Below are 25,370 nucleotides of genomic sequence, written 5' to 3'. Positions count from 1 at the left end.
ACTCGTACACCCTATTTGATGCAAAGGTTTGCTAAAGCAACAAAATCGCTTCGTTGCCTAAGTTCATCAGCAAGTCAATAATACTTAAATTAGGAAGGAATCCATGTTTCTCCGCATATACTTGGTAGTAGGGCTGTGGTTGGAACGAACAATCAGGCTGTGGGCGTTTGGGATGAATAGCCTCACGAAAGTCTACCACTTCTGACGCATCACCGTGTCCCTCCCCTATCTTCAGATATTCTGTTGTCGCTCGAACGTTCGGTTCAATATCCAAGAGTTCACACATTTTCTGCATGATTTCAAAATTAAAATCATATAAGAAAGTCCATTTCTTGGTAAAAAAAGGACGAATATCGTCTTCATAAAATTCAAAAAAAGGACTCTCACCGTAAGCGGATACTAAAGCATTCCAATGCACATGCCGCCAATTCGCATGGTCGCTAATGCGTACGTCGCACATCAAGCATTTAGGAGCGTCGAATTTTTCTACGGGGATGCTCAACGTTTGTACACCTTGGGTTGTCGCTATTTGGCAACGGTTGCGATAAGTTTGCTTGATGAAATGGTCGTACTTCTCTATGTAACAGCATTCATGGCGATAGAGTTTCTGATACCACTGAATAGGACCGAAATAGGTGGATGACAAAAGAACAGATGCCATTTGGTTGTGTATTATCTTAACTTATCATTACTTAACTGCCATTACTCTGCCTGTGGGCTGGCACGTTGTATTCGTGTTTTTTCTGTCGATGTTTCCATCTCCATAACGAATACGTCTTGCCAATAATATCTCCTTGTCTCACCAATGCTTGTTGTTGCCCATTGCTGACGAGTACGAATTGGCATTCACCACAAGTACAACTACCATGGCAGTAGTTTGGTATTTTATATTGTTCTCCCTTTACTACGATGGTATCGCCAGGTATTGCTATGATGCGCCCCAAAGCCTCTTGTTTGAAACGGAACAACACCACGTCTCCCTTTGAAAAATGAGTGTGCGAAAGTCTGTTCACCAATACTCTGTCTCCCTTCTGAAGTGCTGGTCGCAACTCCTCATTGGGTACAATAAAGATGGTAAACAGATATGCACGTATAGCTAACATCACTACCGTACACACTACGATGGACAGCATCCATTGTAAAATGTTTCGCAAGGTATGGTTTTCTATCTATTTAATATTGTCAACCAGTCGAAATAGTCGATTCCATCGAATGCCTTTGAAGCCTTTTCGATCAGGGTCAGACGACCACCAAATGAAAATAGGCTTGCCCACAATGTGGTCTTCTGGAACAAATCCCCAATAGCGACTATCTGCCGAATTGTGTCGATTGTCACCCATCATCCAGTAGTAGTCCAACTTAAAAGTATAACGATGAGCCAGCCTACCGTTGATATATATCTGATTGTTTTTAACTTCCAATTGATTGCCCTCATACACTCTGATAGGTCGTTCGTAGATGGCAATGTTGTTCATATCTATCTGTAAACTTTTTCCCTTAGCGGGAATCCATATCGGTCCATAGTTATCACGTGTCCAACCCGTCACGGCATTCTGTGGATATAGGTCACCAACGGTGGCATCGGTATTTATCCGAATGCTCTCTACAATATCTTTGCGAGCTGCCAATGTGCGAACTGCCTTCTTTGTAAGCGGCATAAAACCATTGCGCTGCAAGCTGGCAAGGTCTTCCATCGAAATGCCCAACTCTTCTATGAGCGACTCTGGAATTTCGTTTTTCAGTTTCACATAATAAGTGTACTGCACATTTTCGGGTTCTTTGTTAGGTTTCCCGTCCAGATATACGATACGGTTTTTTATCTGTAATGTTTGTCCTGGCAAGCCAACACAGCGTTTCACATAGTTTTCACGCCTATCGGTAGGCCGACTGTCAATATCGCCAAACTCTACTGGATTGCTGGCAATGTACTGTCTTCCTAAGGCATAAACCTGCTGAAAATAATCGTGTTGCTGCTGTCTGTTCAACGTATTGAGATTTACTTCACCGCCATTATTTTGTGCGTAGATTTGTTGTCCAAAGCCATACACCATATTATAGTATTCTGTTTGATAAGGAAGTTCTGTACAGATAGTATCGCCTGCGGGATAATTGAACACCACAATGTCGTTAAGCTTCACTGCCCCCAGCCCTTTCACTCGCCGATAGTCCCAATGAGGAAATTCCAAATAGCTCTTCGTGTTGATGACAGGAAGAGTGTGCTGAGTTAGGGGCATTGTAAGTGGTGTCTGTGGAATACGCGGTCCATAACTCACCTTGCTCACGAAAAGATAATCTCCAGTGAGCAATGATTTCTCTAAAGAGGACGATGGAATGACGTAATTTTGAAATACGAAGAGGTTGATGAAGTACACCGCCACCAAGGCAAATACCAAGGCATCTACCCAACTCATCACAAACCTTACAGGAGGTTCGGCATCTTTCCACCACTGCCAACGTATCTTCTTGGTGATATATACGTCAAAGATGAATGGTACAACCAAAAGTCCCCACCAACTTTCTACCCAGTAAAGAAATAAAAGATATAAAATAAGTACGACAACGAACTTGGCCCATTGTGCCTTCATATTCAGTTTTGCTTTCTCTTTATCAATCATGATGTATCTAAAAATCTATATATACAAACGAAGTGGATGGTTACTTAAAATTTGAAAAGGTCGCTTGTTGTAAGCAGTCCTGTATGCTGAGCCGTATATTCAGCAGCCAAAACAGCACCTAAGGCAAACCCCTTTCGATTATGCGCACTGTGCGAAATGGTAATTTGGTCGGCTTCACTGTCATAAGTTACGGTATGGATGCCAGGCACCTCTCCCTTTCTGACACTGTCAATGGATATTTGATCCGCAACCATAGAGTTGTTACCACTCACACTGCCATCAGCTGCATGCAGCACTCCCTTCTTCCAACCGTGAATTCTGTCCATTTCATCGACAATTTCTTCAGCTAAGGTGATGGCTGTTCCCGAGGGTGCATCCAGTTTATGAACATGGTGAGTTTCTTCCATTCTCACTTCATATTGTGGATATTGGTTCATAATTTTAGCCAAATAACGATTGACTGCCGAGAAGATTGCCACCCCAATACTGAAGTTTGATGCCCAAAACAAGGTTTGTCCCTCCTCGCTACACATGCGCTTCACGTCTTCGCCGTGTTCTTTCATCCAACCTGTAGATCCACTCACCACCTTTACATGATGTGCAAAGGCTCGCAAATAGTTACCATAGGCTGCCGTAGGTGTGGTAAACTCTATTGCCACATCAGCCGATATAAATTCCTGACTATCAAAATCTTCTTGGTTATTGAGGTCGATAACGCACACAATTTCATGCCCTCTATCTTTGGCAATTTGTTCTATCATCTTGCCCATCTTGCCATATCCTATCAGTGCTATCTTCATATCACATACTTTTAAATGATGACAAAGATAGTGTAAAACGGTTGAAAATCAAAATATTGCATTTGTTTTTAAATTTTATTGACGCCATTTCGGCTTTTTCTTCACAGGAATTTATTTTTTTGAAAAATTTTGCGTAACGTCCAAAATACGCGCATATTTGCAACCAACCCATTCCTCGGTCGCAAATACGCGAATTTTGCAATATGCTAACAATCAATACATTAAGCAAATCTTCCCTATTCTTCATGTCATTCAAGCATTGCTTTTGGAGGCTTAACTCATGCAGTTAGCACTTCAAGGTTAATGTAATAACGGGCTTGATTGCACGTTTTAGCAGCCTTATCTCAATGCTTCAACCAAGAAAGGGCAAAAAAATCGCACTTTTGCCTCCTATTTTTACCTTAAAAATTTCTATTTCGCGATTTGAAAAATGTCAATTATTTTAACAAAAAGGACTTATTTCCACTCATTTTTAGACGATTTTCGTAAACGGTTGCAAACCGAAAATAGCACACCGAAAAAAATAATGATGAATTGATGTCACAAAATGCGATTTCATTCGTTTACGATATAGATGATAGACATTCAAACCTTTGGCAAGAAAGTCGTGGCACTACAAAGTGTGTTGCTCAAGCAGGCAAGTGCCATGAAACCAGGCAATGTAGACGCACAAGACTTGGTGCAAGAGACGTTGCTCAAGCTGTGGGGCATGCGCGAAACGTTAGAAACACATCCTAACCTTGAGGCATTGGCTATCAAAACGCTCAAAGGAATAGCAATAGACCATTATCGGCATCGCCAATTAGAGTGTGAACAACGACTACAACAACCAGAGCAGGCTATAGAGTTCACGCACGAGTGTGAACTCAACGACGAATTGCGAATGGTGCGGTGCGTAGTACAACAGCTGCCACCGTTGCAACAACAAATATTTATGCTCAAGGAGATAGAAGGATATGAGGCACATGAAATACAAACCCTATGCGGATGCAGTCCTGAAGCCTTACGACAAAACTTGTCACGAGCACGCCGATTCGTCAGAAAAGAGTTGTTGCGTATCACCGATGAAATGGGGAGAAAATAGGTCTATTGAAAGAAAGGGAAACAAGATGAACGAACAGAAAATTAACCAACTGATAGAGAAATATCTTAACGGTGACACGTCGTGTCGGGAAGAAGATGAGTTGCGCATGTACTTCGCTACTGTTAAAGGCGATATACCTGAGGCGTGGCAACCCCTTCGACAACTCTTTGTTTGGGAACTACACCAGCGACAACAGCACAAAGAGTCCTATCCGCATCGCAGGAGGCTACATTGGTCATGGCTTGCCACTGCCGTCTCTGTGGCAGCAGTCTTCATATTCCTCTTTATGCTCACCTTTCAATTTCAATCTTCATCGGCTAATTACGTCATCATCAATGGCGAGAAGACAACGAACCAAGAAACGGTGATACGGGAGGCGGAAAATGCACTCGGCAACGTATCCTCTACCCAGCAAGAAGATTTTAATGCACTTTTTCAAATAGGAGAAACCAATCATGAGAACTAACCTACTCGCTGACAAATGGCAAAGACTGATTTTGTGCGTGTTGCTTTTCGGCGCTACACTATCAATGTCGGCACAACAAAAACTACAAATAGAACAAGTTTTTGACCGTTTTGCACGTGCCAAAAACTGTAAGATGGTGCTTCTACGCCACACCTCCTTACGTGGTTTCCAACTTGATGTCTACAAGTCGCTTACCTACAAAAATCTTGCACCCGTGATAGAACCTTATTTGAAAGCGGACAGAAAGCAGGCAAAAAAGATAAAAGAGGTGATAGAAGATGGGCGGGTGATCAGTGGATATTACATGATGACGCCCCTAAAAGAAGGTATTAACCGTTACATTCTTTTTGGGAAAGGCACGAAAAATAGCGGAACCGTGATTTATATCGAAGGAGCCTTAACCCCCGATGAAATCATGAAAATGTGCTATTCTCAACGATGATACATCACAAGCAATTGACAACATAAAAATTTATACAATATGAAAAAACTATTTTTTGCATTCATGCTTTGCACAGCAACATTATCGTATGCAGCCGAAGGAACTGATACCACCAGTGTGATGCTTGGTAAGAACAAGGTTGTGATTCACAACGATTCACTTGGAATCTCTGTCAGCATCTTTGATAGTCAGGGACACCAATGGAAAAAGACGCGCGAGGTGAACTTTGTTGACGGACAAGAGGTAGAACAGGTGTTTGTTTTCTCTCCTTTTATCCCTATTCGGAAGAATTCTAAACGAACATTTTACCCACATTTCCCCGATTTCTACTATGGTGCCAATTTGCTAAATGCCAACAGCAATGTAGTAATGCGTGACACCAAATCGAGCGAATGGGGCTTCTCGCCTTGCCAAATAGGTTTGTCGCTCAACAAGCAAAACACGCTTGGCTTGGTTTCTTCCTTGCAGTTTGGCTTTGTTCACAACCACTTCAACACTTCATCTGTCATCAACAGAGTTGAGGAAGAAACACGTATGCTACCGTTGGAAGAAAAAGATGTGACCACCAGCTTCTTGAAATATTATTACGTCAAGTTACCAATCATGGTAGAATGGCAAAAGCGTATTGGGAGAAGGAAAATCTTTGCTGGCGGCGGTCTCGCCTTGGAATATCGTTATAAGGAAGTTTCAAAATACCGCATAGGTAAACAAAAACACACAGTATCACGCGATTTGGGCATCAACGCCTTAGGCATAAACGCAGAGGCATACGTGGGCTATGGCAGTGTAAACCTTTATGCGCACTACGCCCTGACACCGTTATTCAAAAAAGGTATCCATGCGATGCCCTTTGGCGTAGGTATCGGCATTAACATGTAAGGACATTTTTTCTGTTGCACACACCTCTTTGTCCAACAATATGTGGAGAGACTAAAGATTCATAACAAAAGAAAAGAGCTGTTGATACCATAAATAGAAAATATTTTGTAGCTTTGCAGAAGACTTTATCCCACTAAAGATGACAGAGCAACTGCTGCACTATTGTTGGAAACATCGACTGTTTCCCTTGACACAACTGGCCACTACGGATGGTCAGTTGGTTGAGGTGATAGATACAGGATTGCACAATAGCGATGCAGGTCCTGACTTTATCAACGCAAAGATTAAGTTGGCGGACACTGTTTGGGTGGGAAATATTGAGATTCACAACAAATCGAGCGATTGGTATGCACATCATCATGATCAAGATACCAACTATAATAATGTTGTCTTACATGTATCTGGGGACGTAGATACGCCTGTTCGCACAACAACGGGCAGGGAAATTCCACAATTGGAACTTCAAGTACCCCAGCAGGTGGAACAGCAATACGAACAACTGCTCATGGCTGACGCTTATCCTCCTTGCCATGAAGTGGTTTCGGAAATGCCTCGAATCACTGTTCATGCGTGGTTGTCTGCCTTGCAAACAGAACGATTGGAGCAAAAAACATTGCAAATAAAACAACGCTTGGCTCTTTGCCAAGGCGATTGGGAGACAGTTTTATTTGTTACTTTGGCACGCAATTTTGGCTTTGGCGTCAATGGCGATGCGTTTGAGCAATGGGCGATGCACATTCCTTTGCACAGTGTGGCTCACCATCGTGATGACCTTTTTCAGGTAGAGGCGTTTTTTATGGGGCAAGCAGGGCTTTTGGAACGCTCATTGATACTCGAGAAATACCATGCAACAATGGATACAGAGGGTTATTTTGAGCGGTTGCAAAACGAATATCTGTATTTACAACACAAATTTAACTTGCAGCCAATGGAGGGTAAGAGATGGAAATTCTTACGATTACGACCTCAAAATTTCCCCAATATTCGCATTGCTCAATTGGCTACCTTGTATCACTCTCACCGATTCGGCTTAAGAAATTTGGTAGAAAGCGAATCATTAAAGGCCTTAAAAGACACGATGAAATCGGGCGTTTCTGCCTATTGGCAGACCCATTATGTGTTTGGAGCGGTGAGTAAGAAATCGGAAAAAAGAATATCTGAGTCCTCCCTTAATGTATTACTCATCAACACGGTAATCCCCATCCTTTTTGCTTATGGAAAATATCACGATGAGGAGGAGCTATGTGATAAAGCTTTGAATTACTTAGAACAGCTTCAGCCAGAGACAAATCACATTGTCAGGAAATGGCAAGAGAGCGGAATCAAGGTGGAAAATGCTGGAGACACACAAGCTCTCGTCCAGCTACAGAGGCAATATTGTGAACGTAAAGAATGTTTACGTTGCCGCTTTGGCTATGAATACTTGAAAGGTAAACAACACAATAGGTAAGAGAATCAATGGCTATATGCCTTCTATAAATATTATTTTATAACCAAAGAATTTGAAAAAATGGAATATATTTTTGAAACAGAAATGGAAGTTCGCGACTATGAGTGCGACATTCAGGGTATCGTCAACAATGCCAATTATCTTCACTACACAGAACATACCCGTCATTTGTTCTTGAAGTCATTGGGCGTGAGCTTTGCTAAACTCCACGAAGAAGGCGTAGATGCAGTGGTGGCACGTATGAAGTTAGAATATAAAGTGCCACTGAAATGCGATGACCACTTTATATCCAGACTGTCTTTGAAAAAGAAAGGGTTGAGATATGAGTTCTATCATGACCTATATCGAGCAACAGATGAAAAGCTATGTTTCTCTTGTCAAGCAGATTTAGTGTGCTTAATCAATGGGCGATTGGGACACAGCGAAGACTACGATAAAGCCTTTGCCAAATACTTATAACCATGCTGGACACGCAAGAAATCATCAATACCATTGCGCTCACACGCATCAATTATTTTCATCTCACAGGGATGCTACAGCTCTATCGTCGGTTGGGGTCTGCCACAGCAGTGATAGAGCATCGACGTAATATTAGAGACGTCTTGCCCGATGCCTCACCCAAGTTGGTGCAGTCGCTTCAACAACTTGACGAACCGCTGCATCGTGCCGAGATAGAACTTCAATGGGATTTGGAAAATGGAGTGATGCCGCTCTGCATGAATGATGAGAATTACCCTCAACGATTAAGGCAATGTGATGATGCGCCACTGATGCTCTTCTATAAAGGAAACATCAATTTGAACCAACGCCGTGTTATTTGTGTGGTAGGAACTCGACGCAATACGGTTTATGGAGAGGATTTGATACGTCGGTTCATGAGAGAACTAAGACAACTGTGCCCACAACTATTGGTGATAAGCGGACTTGCTTATGGCGTTGACATCATCGCGCATCGACAAGCTTTGCAAAATGGCTACCCTACTGTAGGGGTACTTGCCCATGGAGTGGACTATCTTTATCCTGCTCGACACAAACAAACAGCCGATGAAATGGTGAAAAAAGGAGGATTGCTCACCGAATTTCTGACACAGACCAATGCCGACAAAGTAAATTTTGTACGACGCAATCGGATTGTTGCAGGTATTTCTGATGCCTGTGTGGTCGTAGAAAGTGCCGCACATGGTGGAGGACTCATCACAGCAAGCTTGGCTCGAACTTACAATCGAGAGGTCTTTGCCTTTCCGGGAAACGTAGGAAGCCAGTACAGTGAAGGTTGCAACAACTTGATTCGCGACAATGTAGCAGGACTAATTAGTAATGCCGATGACTTTGTAAAGAGCATGAATTGGGATGATGACGTAAAATTGCAGCGTGCCCAACAAGTAGGAATTGAGCGACAACTGTTTCCTGATCTGTCAACAGAAGAGCGACAAGTGGTCAGTGCGTTGAAAAAGCACAACGACTTACAGATAAACATGCTAAGTGTACAAGCAGACATTCCCATTGCTCACCTCACTGCCATTCTGTTTTCGTTAGAAATGAAAGGTGTTTTGAAAGCTCTTCCTGGTGGGATGTATCATCTGTTAATGATGTAAATGCTCATCTCTTCATTCCGTATTTAGCTTCCCTGCAGGCTTCCCTCCCTCTCCGAAACTTGCATTGTGAACTCGTCAACTTGTGAACTCGTCAACTCTAAAATATGCGAATAGGAAATATTGATTTAGGAAAGTACCCTCTATTTTTAGCACCCATGGAGGATGTTACTGATATAGGATTTAGATTGCTCTGCAAACGCTTTGGAGTATCCATGGTGTACACCGAGTTTGTGAGTGCCGAAGCATTGGTGCGTTCCATCAAATCGACGGTCAGCAAGCTCACTATCTGTGAAGAAGAACGCCCTGTGGGTATTCAGATTTATGGAAGAGATGTGGCATCAATGGTTGAAGCGGCACAGATTGTAGCACAAAGTAAACCCGATGTCATTGATCTTAACTTTGGATGTCCTGTAAAGAAAGTTGCAGGAAAAGGAGCAGGAGCAGGAATGTTGCAGAATATTCCCTTGATGTTGGAAATCACACGTGAAGTAGTAAAGGCTGTACATATTCCCGTAACCGTGAAAACTCGGTTGGGATGGGATGCAAGCCATCTCATTATTACCGAACTGGCAGAGCAATTACAAGACTGTGGCATACAGGCACTGACCATTCATGGACGTACACGAAGTCAGATGTACACAGGAAAAGCAGACTGGACGCTGATAGGTGAAGTGAAAAAGAATCCACGCATCCACATTCCTATCATCGGAAACGGAGACATCACCTCTGCAGAAGAAGCCAAGCACGCCTTCGAGACATACGGTGTAGACGGTGTTATGGTGGGACGCGCCTCGTTTGGATGCCCTTGGATATTCAAAGAGATGCGCAACTACTTAGACGGGAAACCAATTGATGAAAGCTTTGATCTAAACAAGAAGTTGGACATCTTGTTAGAGCAATTGCACATCAACGTGGATCGCATTGACGAATATCGTGGCATTTTGCACACGCGCAGACACTTGGCTGCAAGTCCAATATTCAAGGGAATACCCGACTTTAGGCAGACACGAATTGCCATGTTACGTGCCACAACGGTAAAAGAACTGGAAGATATCCTTGCAAAATGCCGTGAAATAATTGTAAAATAATTACTAATTCAACAAGACAGAAAGAGATAAAAAAAATGAGAACACAACTTAAAACTTTACTACTGCTCTTATTGCTGAGCATCTGCAACAACATTTATTCAGTTACAAACGAAAAACCTTTTACCATTCCAGAAATTAAAACATGGAAAGGAGGAAGTGGTTCTTTTGCCATAAAGTCACAAACGTGTATTACTTATCGAAGTAATGAGACAGGGGTTCAGCAAATAGCCACACAACTATCAAGCGATTACCAACAGATGTTTGGTCAGAGATTAAACGTTCTGAAGGGGAAAAATAAAGTAGGAAATATAGAATTAGTTGTAAAGAAAAACAAGAAAGCGAACCCCGAATCTTATACAATGGTTATTGGCTCCAGCATTAAAATAATTGCGCCGACGGTGCAGGGGCTGTATTGGGGTACTCGTACATTGCTCCAATTGTCTGAACAAAACAAAGGTTCTTTACCATGCGGCACTATCACCGACGCACCAGACTATCCGTTCCGTGGGTTGATGATTGACTGTGGGCGCAAGTTCTTTCCTATAGATATGCTTCGGGAATATGTTAAAATCATGGCTTATTATAAAATGAATGCGCTGCATATTCATTTGAATGACAATGGTTTCAAACAGTTTTTCGATAACGACTGGAATAAAACGCAAGCCGCTTTTAGATTGGAATGTGATACTTATCCAGGACTTACCGCTCGTGATGGTTATTACACAAAAAAAGGATTTATCGAGTTACAGAAACTCGCTGATAGTCTTCATGTCGAGATTATTCCAGAAATTGATGTCCCAGCTCATTCGTTGGCGTTTACACATTACAAACCAGAGATAGCCAGCAAGGAATATGACATGGATCACTTAGACCTTTTTAATCCCGAAACATATACATTCTTAGATGGGTTGTTCAAAGAATATTTAGGAGGTGTTGACCCCGTTTTTCGTGGGAAGCGTGTACACATTGGCACCGATGAATATTCGAATAAAGACCAAGCTGTGGTAGAGAAATTCAGATATTTTACCGATAGATATATAAAATATGTGGAGAGTTTTGGCAAACAAGCTTTGGTATGGGGACAACAAACGCACGCAAAAGGAAAGACTCCTATAAAAGTGAAAGATGTACTCATGTACGCATGGTCCAACGATTATTCGCAACCAAAGGAAATGATTGACCTTGGATACGATTTAGTGAGCATTCCAGACCGTTACTTGTACATTGTACCAAAGGCAGGCTACTATTACGATTATCTTAATACCGAACATCTGTATAAGCAGTGGACACCAGCCAATATCAATGATGTGATATTCCCAGAGCGTCATCCCAAAATAAAAGGAGGAATGTTTGCGGTGTGGAACGATATTGTTGGCAATGGTATTAGTCCACAAGACGTGCATTATAGAGTGATGCCAGCACTGCAAACGTTGTCTACGAAAATGTGGACAGGTGCAAAGCCTTCCTTTGATTACGCCTACTTTACAGACAAAAAGAAACAACTTAGCGAAGCTCCTGGCGTAAACTATGCTGGGCGATACCAACCGGGTGTCGTACTGACTAAAGATGTGGTGACGCCTAACGAGCGCAACGCAATAGAACAGATAGGCTGGAACTACCGAATTTCTTTTCATATTGAAGCAGCCGAGGAAGCTCCGGGAACGGTCTTGTTTAGCTCACCAAATGCCAAATTTTACTTATCTGACCCCATCTCTGGACTGTTAGGATTTAGTAGAGACGGCTATCTGAACACATTTGGTTATCAATTCTTTCCACATGCAAAGGCGCAAGTGATGATAGAAGGAAATCGTGAGCAAACAAGTCTTTTCGTCAATGGCAAATTAGTGAGTGAACTGAATGTTAAGAAAATTAATTTTGGAAAGCGAGGAGACCTTTATTACATTCGTACACTTGTCTTCCCTCTGTTACAGACAGGCAGTTTCAATAGCAAGATAACCCACTTAAAAGTAGAAAGCTTGCAATAAACCAAAAGTTGCAGTGCTCTTTTTGTAAGCCTTGTGACTATTGGCAGCATGATTCATAAAAGATATTTGGCAAACATTGATAAAACAATTGAAATGTCATTATCGAATCAGAAAATATCAATGATGAACAAAAAATAAAGTCAGAAATAAGATAGATACTAATAAAAATCTTAAATTTGCCAGCAAAATACAAATGAAGTCGCAAATATAGAACCATTATATGAAAGCAATATCTGAAAACGCCACGGCTCCAACCTCATAGAATGGTGGCGTTTACAGATATCTTTCAATAATGAGAGTAAAAGATACACACGATTACGAACCTTAATGACAAACAAAGTGAATAATACAGAGGTCAAGAGAGAAACTGTCTCTACACAGGATGAATTGCCCCAACAGCAAACAACAGACAGGAGCAATGATAAGAAAAAGAAAAGAATGCCAAAGGGGATTATATGTCTGCTTATCATCACTGGACTGTTTGGAGGAATAGCAAGCATTATGGGAGTGGCTAACATGCTCAACACCATTATGCACACGGCTCACGACTTGTTGCTCAACACCTGCTTTTATCTCATGGGCATCTGTGTGTTGACAGGTGCCTTAGGGAAGCTATTTGTTGAGTTTGGAGTTGTAGACTTAATAGAACGAGTCTTGCGACCATTGATGAAACCCGTGTTCAGACTGCCAGGAGTGGCTTCACTTGGAGCGGTATTAACGTTTCTCTCCGACAATCCTGCCATTATCACTTTGGCACAAGACAAGCATTTCGGTAGTTATTTCAAAAAGTATCAGTATATTTCGCTCACCAATTTCGGCACAGCGTTTGGCATGGGGCTCATTGTCATCGTCTTCATGTTAGGCAACGGTTATTTCGTGGAACCCCTCATTGGTTTTACAGGCGCCTGCATTGGGTGCGTAGTCTCAACAAGGCTCATGCAACACTTTGTACTCAAAGCTTATCCGCAATATCGTTCCGAAGAAGCTTTGGATGGAGAGAAGTTTCGCCAGCAACCCATTCGTCAGTTACACCGTGAAGAAACATCGGTGTTTCTGCGCATACTCAATTCTCTGTTAGACGGAGGAAAATCGGGCGTCGACGTTGGTGTTTCCATCATCCCCGGTGTGCTTATTATTTCTACGTTAGTAATGATACTCACGTTTGGAGCCAGTGCAGAAGGCAATTTCACAGGCAAAGCTTATGAGGGAATTGCCATTTTACCAGCCATTGCAAACAAATTAGATTGGCTACTAAATCCGCTCTTTGGATTTTCAGACCCACACCAGATTGCCTTCCCTATCACTGCGCTCGGAGCAGTTGGTGCTGCATTGAGCTTAGTGCCCAACTTTATGTCACAAGGGTGGCTGGATGGCAATGCCATAGCTGTATTCACTGGTATTGGAATGTGTTGGAGCGGTTTCCTTAGTACACATACAGCAATGCTTGACACCATTGGCTATCGGGAACTTACCTCTAAGGCCATTGTTTCTCATACTATCGGAGGACTTGCAGCTGCGCTTGCCGCACATTGGGGATATCTGTTATATGCTGCGCTCTTCATATAAGGCTTTTTTCTCTGTATACAAGCTATCCTTTTATAGATAACATGAGTTAATGGTAGTATGGCGATAAGTTGCGCTTATTCATGCATGGTCAAGCGCCCAAAATTGTTAATCTTGTTTAATTCTAAGAACGATATAATCGTATTCTTTGTTTCATTCTTACTTTCCATCTTAGCATCATTTTTGTTAGAAAAGTTGAAAATATACAAATATTTTTATATCTTCTTCCTTAATTTCTTTTCTATTTTGTCTTTAATTCATTATATTTACTTATCTTTGTGAACAAAGTAAACTTTAAGATTTATTGAATACCATAAAAAAGTATTCGTGCTCATTTGATAAATTATCTTAATATATTAACAAATAATCATTGTACCGAAACAATAAAAAAAGAAAAAGTATGGAACATACAACATGTTTTAGGCTTCGGGGTATTAGCTTATTGCTTTTGTGCCTTACGTTCAGCATTTTTTCTCATGCGCAAACATCAGGATTCTTTATTGGAAAGGTGGTCGATCAGCAAGGCATGCCAATAATCGGAGTGTCAGTAAGACCAGTCGATGCGAAACAAGGCGTTGTTACCAATGTAGATGGGGAATTTAGGTTTGAAGCCAAAGGACAAGAGAAACGAGATTTCATTTTTTCGTACTTGGGTATGAAAAGTGTAACCGAAACGTTAAGAGATGGATTACTCAAGATTGTTGTGATGGAGGATGACTCGAAAGCGATTGAAGAAGTGGTGGTGACAGGTTACCAAAACTTGAGTCGTAGAGAATCAGCCGCCGCCATATCAACGGTGAAAATGAAAGATGTGTTTACGCCATCCGCCATGAGCTTAGACCAAATGCTACAAGGCAAGATACCAGGCATGTCTGTGATGTTGCAGTCGGGGGAACCCAGCAGTACACCTGTCATTCGCATCCGTGGTAACTCTACAATTAACGGAAATAAAGCACCTGTTTGGGTGGTAGACGGAGTTATTATGTCAGAAACTGTTCCTTTTTCAGTTTCTGATTTGAACAGTCCCGATGCTTCTTATTTGATTGGTAACAGCATTTCAGGTTTGAGTCCTCAAGACATAGAATCTATCAGTGTGCTTAAAGATGCTTCTGCCACCGCAATTTATGGTGTGAAGGCTGCCAATGGTGTAATTGTTGTAACGACGAAAAAAGGTAGAGTCATGGCTCCGACAATTACCTATGACATGAACTTAAATATGAGTACTCGTCCTACTTATGGTATGTTTGATTTGATGAATTCTCAAGAGCGTGTGCAATTATCTAAAGATATTTATGATGCTCGCTTACAATACCCTCGTGTCCCTACAGATGAAAGCTACGAGGGAGCTTTGCAACGCTATTTGAAACGGAAAATAACGCACAAACAGTTTGCATCAGAAGTTCAGCGATATGAAACAATGAACACCAATTGGTTTAAGCATTTGTTCCGCGAAACATTGAGCCAGAGCCATAATGTGTCACTCAACGGTGGTACAAGTAGGGTACATTATTATGCCTCTTTGAGTTATAACGACGCTCCTGGTATTGCCAAAGGTTCGGAGAGTAATCGCTTTACAGGCCTAAGTAAAGTATTCGTAAAGATTAACCGCATATTTGATGTGGATGTAAAATTTGATTTAAGCAATCAAACCAACGAAGGCTTTTACGGTGTTAATCCTTTCTCGTATGCTTTTAACACTTCACGTTCTCTCCCATTATACAACCATGATGAATTATATTACTATTCCAAAAGTTCTTTTTCGAACGAGATTGATTTTAATATCCTTAACGAATTAGCTACAACAGGAATGGAAACCAATATTCGCAGACTGGGAGGATTAATCAACTTGAATGCCCATTTACTAAATGGCTTAAAGTACACCTCTACTTTCTCCAGCTATTGGGGAAATACACGCAGTAAAAAATTCGCCAACGAACATTCTTACGAAGTGGGAAAAGTCAGAGGTTATAACTATGGTGCATACGATCGAGGAAGTACACAATTTGACAATTCACCCTTACCTGTGGGCGGAATTTTGAATGAAGCCAACACTTCAAAGCATTCTTATTCGTGGCGTAACACCCTGAACTATATTCAAGTATATTCGGATAAGCATGAGATAAATTTGTTTGGAGGTATTGAAATACGTTCGGACAAATACAGTGGTTCCTCTCAACTCTCTTATGGTTGGGACCCAACTTATGGACAATCCGTGTCGCCTGCTTATACCAAACGATATAATGCTTTGATGGTAGGTGGCATGTTCAATCCAAGATTAACAGATAGAGTTACACAAATAGCTTCGTACTTTGGTACTGCAAGCTATACTTTCGATAATCGGTATGTATTCAATGCAAACATTCGTTCCGATGGAGCCAACAAATTTGGTAGCAATCCTAAATACCGTTGGTTACCAACTTGGTCGGTTGCGGGCAAGTGGTTTATCTCTAACGAAGCGTTTATGAAGAACGTTAAGATGATTGATAATCTTTCTATCCGCGCTTCTTACGGATTGCAAGGTAACATACACGATGACTCTTCACCTTATTTAATAGCTCAAATGGGCCGGATTGATGATATCACAGGTTTGCGTTCTGGATACATTCGACACCTGCCAAATCCTGATTTACGCTGGGAGAAGACTCGTTCATATAATATTGGCTTGGATGCTTCTTTCTGGCAACGCAGGCTTACGTTTACGGTGGATTACTATAAGAAGAAAACATCAGATTTGATTACTGATATGCAAGTTTCACCATCAACTGGCAGACTGTTTATGTTTATGAATGCCGGTGAGGCGATTAACGAAGGACTTGAGGGCGTTATCAGTTTGGATGCTATTAGAAATAAAAACGTGGAATGGAACGTTTCATATAACTTCAGTCATAATTCAAATGAGGTACGGTACGCCTACGACGCAGCACTGTCTGAGAAAGAGACCTACGAAGCGATGTTACGTGGCAATGTGGCAACGATAGGTCAACCTTTAGGTACTATTTACTCTTTCCGTTTTGCAGGATTATCACCAGATAATGGATATCCATTATTCTATACCAAAGATGGAAGAAAAGTTCACGAAGGCGATTATCAAGTAATGGAACTCGTAGCATCGGGAAGTATTTATCCACGACTTTCAGGAGGTTTCGACACCCGCTTAACCTTTAAGAAAAATCTGAGCCTTAGTGTTGGATTTTCTTATCAGTTAGGAGGCAAGCGCCGACTACCATCTATATACAAAGATGCAAGCAAGGCTTTCGACCCCACACAAAACGTGTCTACCCTCTTCAATAATCGCTGGCGTAGCAAAGGAGACGAGACTAAAACGGATATTCCCGCCTTGTATGATACTCGTATAGCCGATGATTTCCCTGAAGAATTAAAGGGTTTATATGATATTGGCCGAGATGTAGATGTGCGAATGGTAAGCATGTACGACAATAGTGATATTCGGGTAGCAAGTAGCGACTTTTTACGTTTACGAAATGTAATGCTTAGCTATCGTCTGCCTGAAGCATGGCTCAAATCTATCAATGTGAAAGCGATGACTTTGAGAATGACTGCAAGCAATCTAAAAATTTGGAAGTCTAAGAAATGGGAGGGCATGGATCCTGAAACAGCGTATGCCAATATGCCGTTGATGCCGAGTTTCAACTTTGGAGTGAATATTTTATTTTAAACTTGAGAATCATGAAAAAATATCATCTTTATATTTATATCGTTGCTTTAGGTATGATAGTTGGAGCGACCTCATGTGACGACTATCTAAAAGAAACGTCAGAAGATTTGCTCATTCCTCAGAAAGTAGAGGAGTTTCATTCCTTGTTAGTGGGTGATGGCTATCCTAACTCTTTTACTAACGATGTTATGTGGATGGATTTGTTAACAGACGATGTGGAGGTTTCCGCTTCTGCCAATGCGAATAGCACGCAAGCCGAAGCCGATGACAACGTTTTCCTACCAGTAGGAAAGGGAGCTTTTACTTGGGCACAGGATATAGAATTTTACGATGCAAATTATGCCAAACCTTATCAGAATCGTTACAAAAATATTATGGCATGTAACACCATTATAGAAAATGAAGGTTCAATGATTGGCGACAATGCTTCTATCTATTCGTGCATAGCACAGGCTTATGCGCTTCGCGCCATGAATTATTTTTACTTGGTAAACTGGTACGGTACGCCATATAACAAGACAACTGCCGATAAAGACATGGGTGTGATCCTGCGTTTGAAGAGTGAAATGGTGCGTGATACGCCTAAGAGAGCTTCTGTTGCAGCTGTTTACCAACAAATAAATAGTGACTTGGAACAAGCTCAACAACTCTTTGACAAGGCGAAGAAAACAAATAATCTGTATCTAATGAATCAAAAAGCTGTTTCTCTACTGAGATGTCGCGTTGCCTTATTTATGGAAAATTGGGACGATGTGATAACCTATGGAGCTAAGTTGGCTGATGATGATTTCAACTTGTATGATCTTTCGTCCCTATCTAAAGAAGAATTGGTAAGAAAAAAGTTTAGTTTTATTTCTTCTAAAAATCCAGAAGCAGTATTTTTGTTCGGTGGTAGAATAGTTACAACCAACGATTATATGGACAACTTGAAACTAATCACTGGTGCTGGTTATGCTCCCTCACAAACGAAGAAAGACGACTTAATCAACAGCTATGCCGTTGGTGACAATCGCATTTATGCTTTTTTCTGTCAAAATGATACCGAGTATGATGACAGCAAAAAGAAATATACGGTATATGAGGATTATCGACACTTGCCCTATAAGCATAATTCGTTTGAGAGTTATTCACAAGCTTTTCGCACTTCGGAGGCTTTGTTGAATATGGCTGAGGCTTATGTTCATAAGGGAAATTCGGCAGAAGCGATAAATCTACTGAACCTTTTGCGCAAGAAACGTTTCACGTCAGATGCCTATCAACCGCTTACAGTGGAAGAGTTCTCATCGAAAGAGGGACTACTACAAGCTGTTCGTGTTGAACGACGCCGTGAACTATGCTTTGAAGAGACACATCGTTGGACTGACCTTCGCCGCTATGGAATGCCACAAATAGAACATATCTTCTATGCAGCTAAAAATGCAACCCCTGAGACTTACATTCTTAAGAGTGGTGATAAAAATTATACGTTAGAATTGCCTTATAGCGAGCTCAACTATAATAGCGCAGTTGAGCGAACCAACAGAAGAGTGATTCAAGCACAATAAACTTAAAAACAAAGAGCAATGAAGAAATTAGTATATATTGGATGGATAGTACTTGTTGGCGTATTTGCCGCTTGTTCCGAGGAAGACATCGTTCCAGCTGTTGATACTACTCCCGAATATGCAGCGCAGTTGAAAGCCAATGCAGGTAAATCGCAAGCTGATTCCATGATCAACCAATGGCACAAGAAGTTTGGTATGGCTGTTCTTTACGATTTTTCTGATGCCGATATTACTTGGCTTTGGGCAGGAAAGTTTCGTAACAGTTATTCCAAATTTGATCTCAACAACGCCGAGGATGTTGAAAACCTACATCAATTAGTTTCTTATATAGAAGAAGGCTTTCTAAAACTTTACGATGAGGATTTCTTAAAAGAGAATCTTCCCTATAAAATGTTTTTGGTAAAAGAACTTCATAAGACGTCAAATGCAGAATCAGATTTAATTGCAGCCACCAGCAATGGTCAAGAAGCTTTTATCATCGGTTGTGAAAGAAAAAAAGGAAAGCCTTTTTTTAAATCTCAATACGAAAAGGAATTAGGTAATATTTTTGGTACATATTTCTACGATAATTTACCTGCTAAACCTGAAAAGTTTTTGAGTTCTCGCGTAGAGTGTAAATTTAGATTAGTAACATGGCCCGTTGATAAGTCAATAGCAAATGAAATGAAGAAAAAACCTGACTGGAAGAATGCTCAACACAGTGCGAATGTCTGTGGCTATGTAAAAGGATATGGAAGCACTGGGGTGTTCCAACCTACCGAAGCACAAGATTATACAGATTTTCTTACCTTCATTACCAAAAACAAAGGTAGCTATATTCGTCAGCACACATCGTATTATTGGCGATTGGCAAAGCGTAGCGTTCTGTTTATTAAGTTCTTCAAAGAGGTTCAGAAACGAGACTTGATAGCCGAACAGAATGCTCACTTCCCAGACGATCAAGTGAAGTTGTCTGATTTTGATTATAAAGAGAAATAAAACATGTTGAAACAAAAATTTTTAGTCGTCCTGTCTTGTTTGTTGTTATACAGTTCGTTTTCTGCTGCACAATCAGCTGAAGGCATTGTTTTTCATGACAATCCGACATGGAGCGATATGCTAAAGTTGGCTCAAGAAAAAGAGCAGATTATTTTTATGGATTGTTACACCACTTGGTGTGGTCCATGTAAATTATTAGCACGTGATATATTTCCACTGAAAGAAGTAGGTGATTATTTTAATCAGCATTTTATCAATGTGAAGTACGATATGGAAAAAGGCGAAGGTAAAATGCTTCACGATCGTTACAAGAAGAATATCGTTGGCTACCCTACACTTCTCTTTATCAATAAGAAAGGAGAAGTAGTTCAGCAAATGGCAGGATATAAAGATGCTGCTCAGCTCATTGCAGGAGCCAAACGAGCATTGGAAGGTCGCGACCTTTTCACACTGAGTAAAGAATATCATGCAGGTAATCGTCAGCTTGATTTCTTGTGTGAATACGTAGCGAGTCTGAATAATGCCTTCTTAAAAGATAGTGCCAGAATTATTGCAGAAGAATATTTAGGCAAAAATGACCCTAAAGAGTTGGACAAGGATAAGGTGTGGAATGCTTTTGGAAGGTACATCACCGACGTAAACTCTCCAACATTTGCCTATTTAGTAAGGAATGCTGCACGTTACGGATACGCCTTAAATCGAGATCGCTTTAAGATAAATCAGCAGATATCAAATGCTTGTACTTATGAATTGCGCAGATTGTTTCAATTAAAATATGATGAAGCGCAAAAATCTTATTTGCCATTGAATACTGATACGGTTCAAGCTCAAAAAATGATAGCACTCATGGAGCAAGCCCAACTGGCATGTGTTAACGATTACAAAATACGCTTTTATGTTCATAAACTTTTGTTGAATAAGCAATATAACGAGGCTTGGAAAGTTATCAAGTTAGCGCATCGAATGAAATTAAATTATTATAATCCACTCAATATGGATAAATATATCCGATATTTGGTTACGGTGGTGAATGATAAGAGTATGTTGAAAGAATTTCTACAGACGCTTGACTCTTTTGTAAACAGTTCGTCAAAGCAGAACTACGCATTTACGATGTATGAAACAATGGCGAACATCAATCAGAAGCTTGGAAAGAAATCATTAGCTCGCCAACAGATGGAGAAGTTTAATCAAGAGAATGAAAAGGCTCGTAAATCTGTTGAACAATATTTTAAGAAATAACGAAATGAAACAAATTCTAATGGCGTTATTGTTGCTGGTAAGCTTAACAGCAACATCACAAAATCAATACAACATTCAAGGTACGGCTGTGGGACATGACGGTCTAAAGGTACTTTTGTCTAACGAAAAGAAACAACCTATTGATTCTACTATTGTTTCTAATGGGAAGTTTAACATGTCCAATAAATTAACATTGGTTGGTCCCGCCTACCTTAAAGTAGGAAGAACCAATAAGGTTTTTATGCTCGATGAATTTCCTACCCAAGTGACTTATGTTGAAACGCCCATAGACATCAAAGGCAAAACGATAATGCGCCCTGACATAACCATAAAGGGTTCGAAAGATCAGAAATTGCTCGATAAGATGAATAATGCGCTCTCTATGGAGATGATGTCTATGCTTGCTTTATCCATGGCTGGGAAAGAGATTACTGAACAGCAAAAAGACACGCTGCAACAATTATTTATAACGACTCACAAAGAAAAATTATCGGTTTTTGATAGCATTGCCACGCAGTGCCCTGATAGTTATGTGGCTGGGGTTATTATCAATAAGTATTTGAGTAAAGATAGGACATATTCTGAAGTGCAGAAGTTATATAACCAGTTGAGTAATCGGGTTAAAAACTCTTCGATTGGAACTGACTTACAAGAAACATTAGCGAAGATGAAAGCAGTAGGGGTAGATGTTAAGGCTCCAGACTTTACATTACAAACACCAGAAGGTAAGTCTGTTTCTCTGTCATCAATCAAAGGTAAATGTGTACTTATCGACTTTTGGGCGTCATGGTGTGCACCGTGCATAAGAGAGTTTCCAAATGTAAAAGCGGTTTATGCTGAATACCATTCAAAAGGATTTGAGATTGTATCAGTATCCCTCGATCAAAAAAAAGAAAATTGGACAACAGCCATCAAGAAATATAATTTACCATGGTTGCAACTTTCATCACTACAAGGATGGAAGTGTCCTGTGGCTCAGCTTTATAATGTTTCAGGCGTTCCAGCGATGTTCTTACTGGATGAAAATGGTGTTATCGTTTCCAATGATCTTAGAGGAGAGAAGTTAAAAATTGAAGTATCTAAATTATGCGACAAATGAAATATTTAATAACCATTTGTACTCTGCTTGCTTTATGTACTCAAAATGTAAAAGCACAGGGTATTGTGTTCTTCACAGGGACGTGGAAGCAGTTGGTAGAAAAAGCCAAAATGGAGAATAAGCCCATTTTTATGGATGTGTACACCTCCTGGTGCGGTCCCTGTAAAAAGATGGCAAGAGAGACCTTTACTCAAAAAGAAGTGGGCGATTATTTCAACACTCACTTTATAAATTATCAGATTGATGCAGAAAAAGGAGAAGGTGTAGAAATTGCTAAACGTTATGGAGTAAAAGCTTATCCCACCTGTTTGTTCCTTCTACCAGATGGAAAGCCTGTACACTCTTTTTCGGCTTACCAAAATGTAAAGCAGATACTCAAGCAAGGACAGAAAGCGATAGAAAATGGAACCTTGTTGCCCGACTTAGAAAAAATGGAAGCACAATACCAAAAGGGGGAACGAGGAAAGGATTTTCTGAAACAATATTGCAGTAAACGAATGGCGTTTGGCTACAAGGGCGAACGACCTTTGAACGAATTGATATTATTACTCTCTGATGACGAACTCACCGATGTCAATATTTCTAAACTATTACTTGAGACCAACACTTATGAAAATGAGGTCATGCAGAAGTTGTTGAAAGTCCTCGCATCCAAGAAAGAATCGGCGAATCGAAAAGATTTCCTGCGATTCGACAAGACGGTGATGAGTATTTTAAGCAATTTCTTAAATGAAGCCATTGATAATAATCATAAAAAAGATTTTAATGAATTGTATGAATTTAAGGTGAAACTTGATGAGTTAGAACCTTCTAATCAGAACAATGGCATGCTGGCTTCTTTAGGTGGTGGACTTGGCTACATGAAGAAAGAGATTATTCAGCTAACGTTCTTCAGGAAAAACAATTATCGTGAAGAATTCAAATCCCATTATGCTGCTTTCATTAAAGAGTTGCAGCAACAAGCTCCCTCAGACACCTTGTTGAAACGTTCCACAGAAAAGGCAAAGTCGTATTCAGATTTTATGAATGACCCCAATGTGAGCGAACAAGAGAAAAAGGAACAAACGCAAAATTATGGATTTCTACAACTACTGACAGGTGTTAGTTCTCAATTAGTAGCTGGGTCTCTTTTTAGTTCGTGGGATTATTATTGGGACAACAAAGTTCCCCCTGCCAATCAACGTGAACAAGCTGCGGAATGGCTAAAACTGTTTTATGCTACATATAGAGATGCAGACTTAGCACTACCTATCGCTGATAAATTAGTAGGTATGGGAAAAACGAAAGAGGCAAAAGACATGCTCATAGATTTGCAGAAATATTTAGAGCTAACGGGTGACCAAGACAAGAAATTAGCAAGTGTAAAAGAGAAGTTACAAGGATTGTAGTTGCTCATCTCTCAACTCCTCCTTCGTCCCTTTCTTCGAGGAACTGTCGTTCAATGTAAGAATTGTATTTTGAGAAGAGCATTTCATTCTCACAACGATATATTAAACAAGCACGTATTTGGGAGGCATTGTTCTAAAAAAATAGACGACTATTTATTTAGATGGCTTCCCAAATATTCATAATATTGCTCAACGATTTGCAATATATCTTTTGTTAGGTAGCCAAAAGCCTTTTCTATCAACTCATCAGGTATTTGGTAATACGCTTCGGCTATACTCCCACATATAACCGCTTCGGCAACAGAATCTCCACTTATACTTATAGCTATCCGTAGCGCATCTTCGAAATTCTCACTTTCTAAAAAACATCTAATAGACCAAGGTACAATCTCCTGGCACGCAGCATCATTCTGTCCATGATGAATGGAGGCATATATCTCTCGAAGACTTGGAATTTCATACCCAAAATTATGTTTCACCGCTTTTTCTATTTCCTCTCTTCGTATTCTACAGGTACGTAGCCAATAAATTAAAGTGGCAACGCACTGCGCCCCCTTAATGGCTTCAGGATGAGTATGACTCACCTCGGCACATCTTTTGCTTTCTGATACCACCTGATGATAGTCATTGAACAACCAACCCACAGCACCAATGCGCTTGGCAGCACTATTGTCAAATGAACTGACTGTAGAGGTTGTGGGGTCTTTCAACCATTGTTTAACCATGTCGCTGTATCCGCCTTGTGGATTTGGATAACGATGACACCAGTCTAATAACGCTTCTTGATAAGAGCCATTGTTCATAATTGCATCTGCAATTGCAACTGCACAAATCGTATTATCTGTAAAACTACACTCATTAGTAAACAATTCGACGTTATCTTTTACGTCAGTGGTGTTAAATCTGAATTGAGATCCTACAATATCTCCTATGATTGCGCCTGTCATGTTTTTGAAGGTTACTTTGTGAAACTGAATTGCCAAACAATAACAAAAGATAGTCTAAATAAGGTACGCTCTCGCTCAACAATGACATGATACACTAAGCGTAATATCACGTACATTCAATGATTGTAATGCTCTTGTGTTTTTTCGTTAGTGATTGATACGCAAGCGTTGTCCCCTCATTGGGATACCTCTTGTTTAGTACAAATATAGGATAAATAAAAGAAATAAGAAACGATATCACTGTTAAGCTAATGAAATTTAACATAAATTTGTCAATCGACGACTTGTGTGCATTTCGTTTCTTTTCAACTTAGCTAATTTTGACTGTCTTCTTTTTCTAAAAAACAGTACTCCCACCGAGAATCGAACTCGGATCAAAGGTTTAGGAAACCTACGTTCTATCCATTTAACTATGGGAGCAATTGTGTGGCAGCTTTCTAAGTTGGAAAGCGTTGCAAAGATAAGAATTTTATCAGATAGTGCCAAATATTCATATTCTTTTATGTATCGCATGTCACGGTACACTCAT

The 25,370-nt window shown here is 40.4% G+C and carries 21 protein-coding genes and 1 tRNA gene; 16 read left to right on the top strand and 6 right to left on the bottom strand.

Features of this window, described 5'->3' with window-relative positions:
• Nucleotides 1–31 precede the first annotated feature (31 nt).
• The 4 genes from BN35_RS05985 to dapB are packed head-to-tail and all read right to left on the bottom strand — an operon-like array spanning nt 32 to nt 3,415.
• Nucleotides 32–661: a WbqC family protein gene (locus BN35_RS05985; RefSeq protein WP_028900934.1), complete on the bottom strand. Its 630-nt coding sequence runs from the start codon at nt 659–661 to the stop codon at nt 32–34.
• A 31-nt stretch (nt 662–692) separates the two neighbouring features.
• Nucleotides 693–1,154, bottom strand: coding sequence for a signal peptidase I (gene lepB, locus BN35_RS05980; protein WP_025071913.1), 462 nt, complete (start codon nt 1,152–1,154; stop codon nt 693–695).
• A 15-nt stretch (nt 1,155–1,169) separates the two neighbouring features.
• On the bottom strand, nt 1,170–2,615 hold the full coding sequence (gene lepB / locus BN35_RS05975) for a signal peptidase I (RefSeq protein ID WP_028900935.1): 1,446 nt from the start codon (nt 2,613–2,615) through the stop codon (nt 1,170–1,172).
• A 44-nt stretch (nt 2,616–2,659) separates the two neighbouring features.
• Nucleotides 2,660–3,415, bottom strand: coding sequence for a 4-hydroxy-tetrahydrodipicolinate reductase (gene dapB, locus BN35_RS05970; protein WP_025071914.1), 756 nt, complete (start codon nt 3,413–3,415; stop codon nt 2,660–2,662).
• 574 nt (nt 3,416–3,989) lie between these two features.
• Here dapB and BN35_RS05965 point away from each other — a divergent pair.
• From BN35_RS05965 to BN35_RS12790, 16 genes are all read left to right on the top strand, one after another.
• On the top strand, nt 3,990–4,499 hold the full coding sequence (locus tag BN35_RS05965) for an RNA polymerase sigma factor (RefSeq protein ID WP_174362017.1): 510 nt from the start codon (nt 3,990–3,992) through the stop codon (nt 4,497–4,499).
• A gap of 25 nt (nt 4,500–4,524) precedes the next feature.
• Nucleotides 4,525–4,965, top strand: a complete 441-nt coding sequence (locus BN35_RS12805) for a hypothetical protein (RefSeq protein WP_145992942.1) — start codon at nt 4,525–4,527, stop codon at nt 4,963–4,965.
• Entirely contained in the window at nt 4,955–5,407 is a 453-nt protein-coding gene (locus tag BN35_RS05955; RefSeq protein WP_036893265.1) for a DUF6108 family protein, read from the top strand. The genes BN35_RS12805 and BN35_RS05955 overlap by 11 nt, the downstream gene beginning before the upstream one ends.
• A 39-nt stretch (nt 5,408–5,446) precedes the next feature.
• Nucleotides 5,447–6,286 (top strand): hypothetical protein, encoded by an 840-nt coding sequence (locus tag BN35_RS05950; protein ID WP_025071917.1) that lies wholly within the window; start codon nt 5,447–5,449, stop codon nt 6,284–6,286.
• Nucleotides 6,287–6,425: 139 nt separating this feature from the next.
• A complete protein-coding gene (locus BN35_RS05945; RefSeq protein ID WP_025071918.1) occupies nt 6,426–7,736 on the top strand; it encodes a DUF2851 family protein in 1,311 nt (436 codons plus the stop codon).
• Nucleotides 7,737–7,796: 60 nt separating this feature from the next.
• Complete coding sequence (locus BN35_RS05940) at nt 7,797–8,195, top strand: acyl-CoA thioesterase (RefSeq protein WP_025071919.1); 399 nt, start codon at nt 7,797–7,799, stop codon at nt 8,193–8,195.
• A 2-nt stretch (nt 8,196–8,197) separates the two neighbouring features.
• Nucleotides 8,198–9,331: a DNA-processing protein DprA gene (dprA, locus tag BN35_RS05935; protein WP_174362016.1), complete on the top strand. Its 1,134-nt coding sequence runs from the start codon at nt 8,198–8,200 to the stop codon at nt 9,329–9,331.
• A 104-nt stretch (nt 9,332–9,435) separates the two neighbouring features.
• On the top strand, nt 9,436–10,419 hold the full coding sequence (gene dusB / locus BN35_RS05930; RefSeq protein WP_025071921.1) for a tRNA dihydrouridine synthase DusB: 984 nt from the start codon (nt 9,436–9,438) through the stop codon (nt 10,417–10,419).
• Nucleotides 10,420–10,454: 35 nt separating this feature from the next.
• On the top strand, nt 10,455–12,404 hold the full coding sequence (locus tag BN35_RS05925) for a family 20 glycosylhydrolase (RefSeq protein WP_025071922.1): 1,950 nt from the start codon (nt 10,455–10,457) through the stop codon (nt 12,402–12,404).
• Between the two features lie 438 nt (nt 12,405–12,842).
• A complete protein-coding gene (locus tag BN35_RS05920) occupies nt 12,843–13,970 on the top strand; it encodes a nucleoside recognition domain-containing protein (protein WP_044071312.1) in 1,128 nt (375 codons plus the stop codon).
• Between the two features lie 397 nt (nt 13,971–14,367).
• The gene (locus tag BN35_RS05915; protein ID WP_025071923.1) at nt 14,368–17,643 is read left to right on the top strand and encodes a SusC/RagA family TonB-linked outer membrane protein; all 3,276 of its coding nucleotides are present in this window, start codon (nt 14,368–14,370) and stop codon (nt 17,641–17,643) included.
• Nucleotides 17,644–17,654: 11 nt separating this feature from the next.
• Nucleotides 17,655–19,187 (top strand): RagB/SusD family nutrient uptake outer membrane protein, encoded by a 1,533-nt coding sequence (locus tag BN35_RS05910; RefSeq protein WP_028900939.1) that lies wholly within the window; start codon nt 17,655–17,657, stop codon nt 19,185–19,187.
• Between the two features lie 18 nt (nt 19,188–19,205).
• Nucleotides 19,206–20,165: a hypothetical protein gene (locus tag BN35_RS05905; protein WP_025071926.1), complete on the top strand. Its 960-nt coding sequence runs from the start codon at nt 19,206–19,208 to the stop codon at nt 20,163–20,165.
• 3 nt (nt 20,166–20,168) lie between these two features.
• A complete protein-coding gene (locus BN35_RS12800) occupies nt 20,169–21,407 on the top strand; it encodes a thioredoxin family protein (protein WP_025071927.1) in 1,239 nt (412 codons plus the stop codon).
• Between the two features lie 4 nt (nt 21,408–21,411).
• Entirely contained in the window at nt 21,412–22,506 is a 1,095-nt protein-coding gene (locus tag BN35_RS12795) for a TlpA disulfide reductase family protein (protein ID WP_159099999.1), read from the top strand.
• Nucleotides 22,503–23,894 carry a thioredoxin family protein gene (locus BN35_RS12790; protein WP_025071929.1) on the top strand — a complete coding sequence of 464 codons (1,392 nt, stop codon included), beginning with the start codon at nt 22,503–22,505 and terminating at the stop codon, nt 23,892–23,894. Before BN35_RS12795 ends, BN35_RS12790 begins: the two co-directional genes overlap by 4 nt.
• Before the next feature lie 149 nt (nt 23,895–24,043).
• Here the strand turns inward: BN35_RS12790 and BN35_RS05885 are convergent, their stop codons facing one another.
• Nucleotides 24,044–24,841 carry an ADP-ribosylglycohydrolase family protein gene (locus tag BN35_RS05885; RefSeq protein WP_025071930.1) on the bottom strand — a complete coding sequence of 266 codons (798 nt, stop codon included), beginning with the start codon at nt 24,839–24,841 and terminating at the stop codon, nt 24,044–24,046.
• A gap of 348 nt (nt 24,842–25,189) precedes the next feature.
• A tRNA-Arg gene (locus BN35_RS05880) sits at nt 25,190–25,261 on the bottom strand.
• Between the last annotated feature and the right edge of the window lie 109 nt (nt 25,262–25,370).

The sequence above is a fragment of the Hoylesella timonensis 4401737 = DSM 22865 = JCM 15640 genome (assembly GCF_000455445.1).
Lineage (GTDB): Bacteria > Bacteroidota > Bacteroidia > Bacteroidales > Bacteroidaceae > Prevotella > Prevotella timonensis.
The sequence above is the reverse complement of the archived record's forward strand: the minus strand, read 5'-3'. Positions and strand labels throughout refer to the sequence as shown.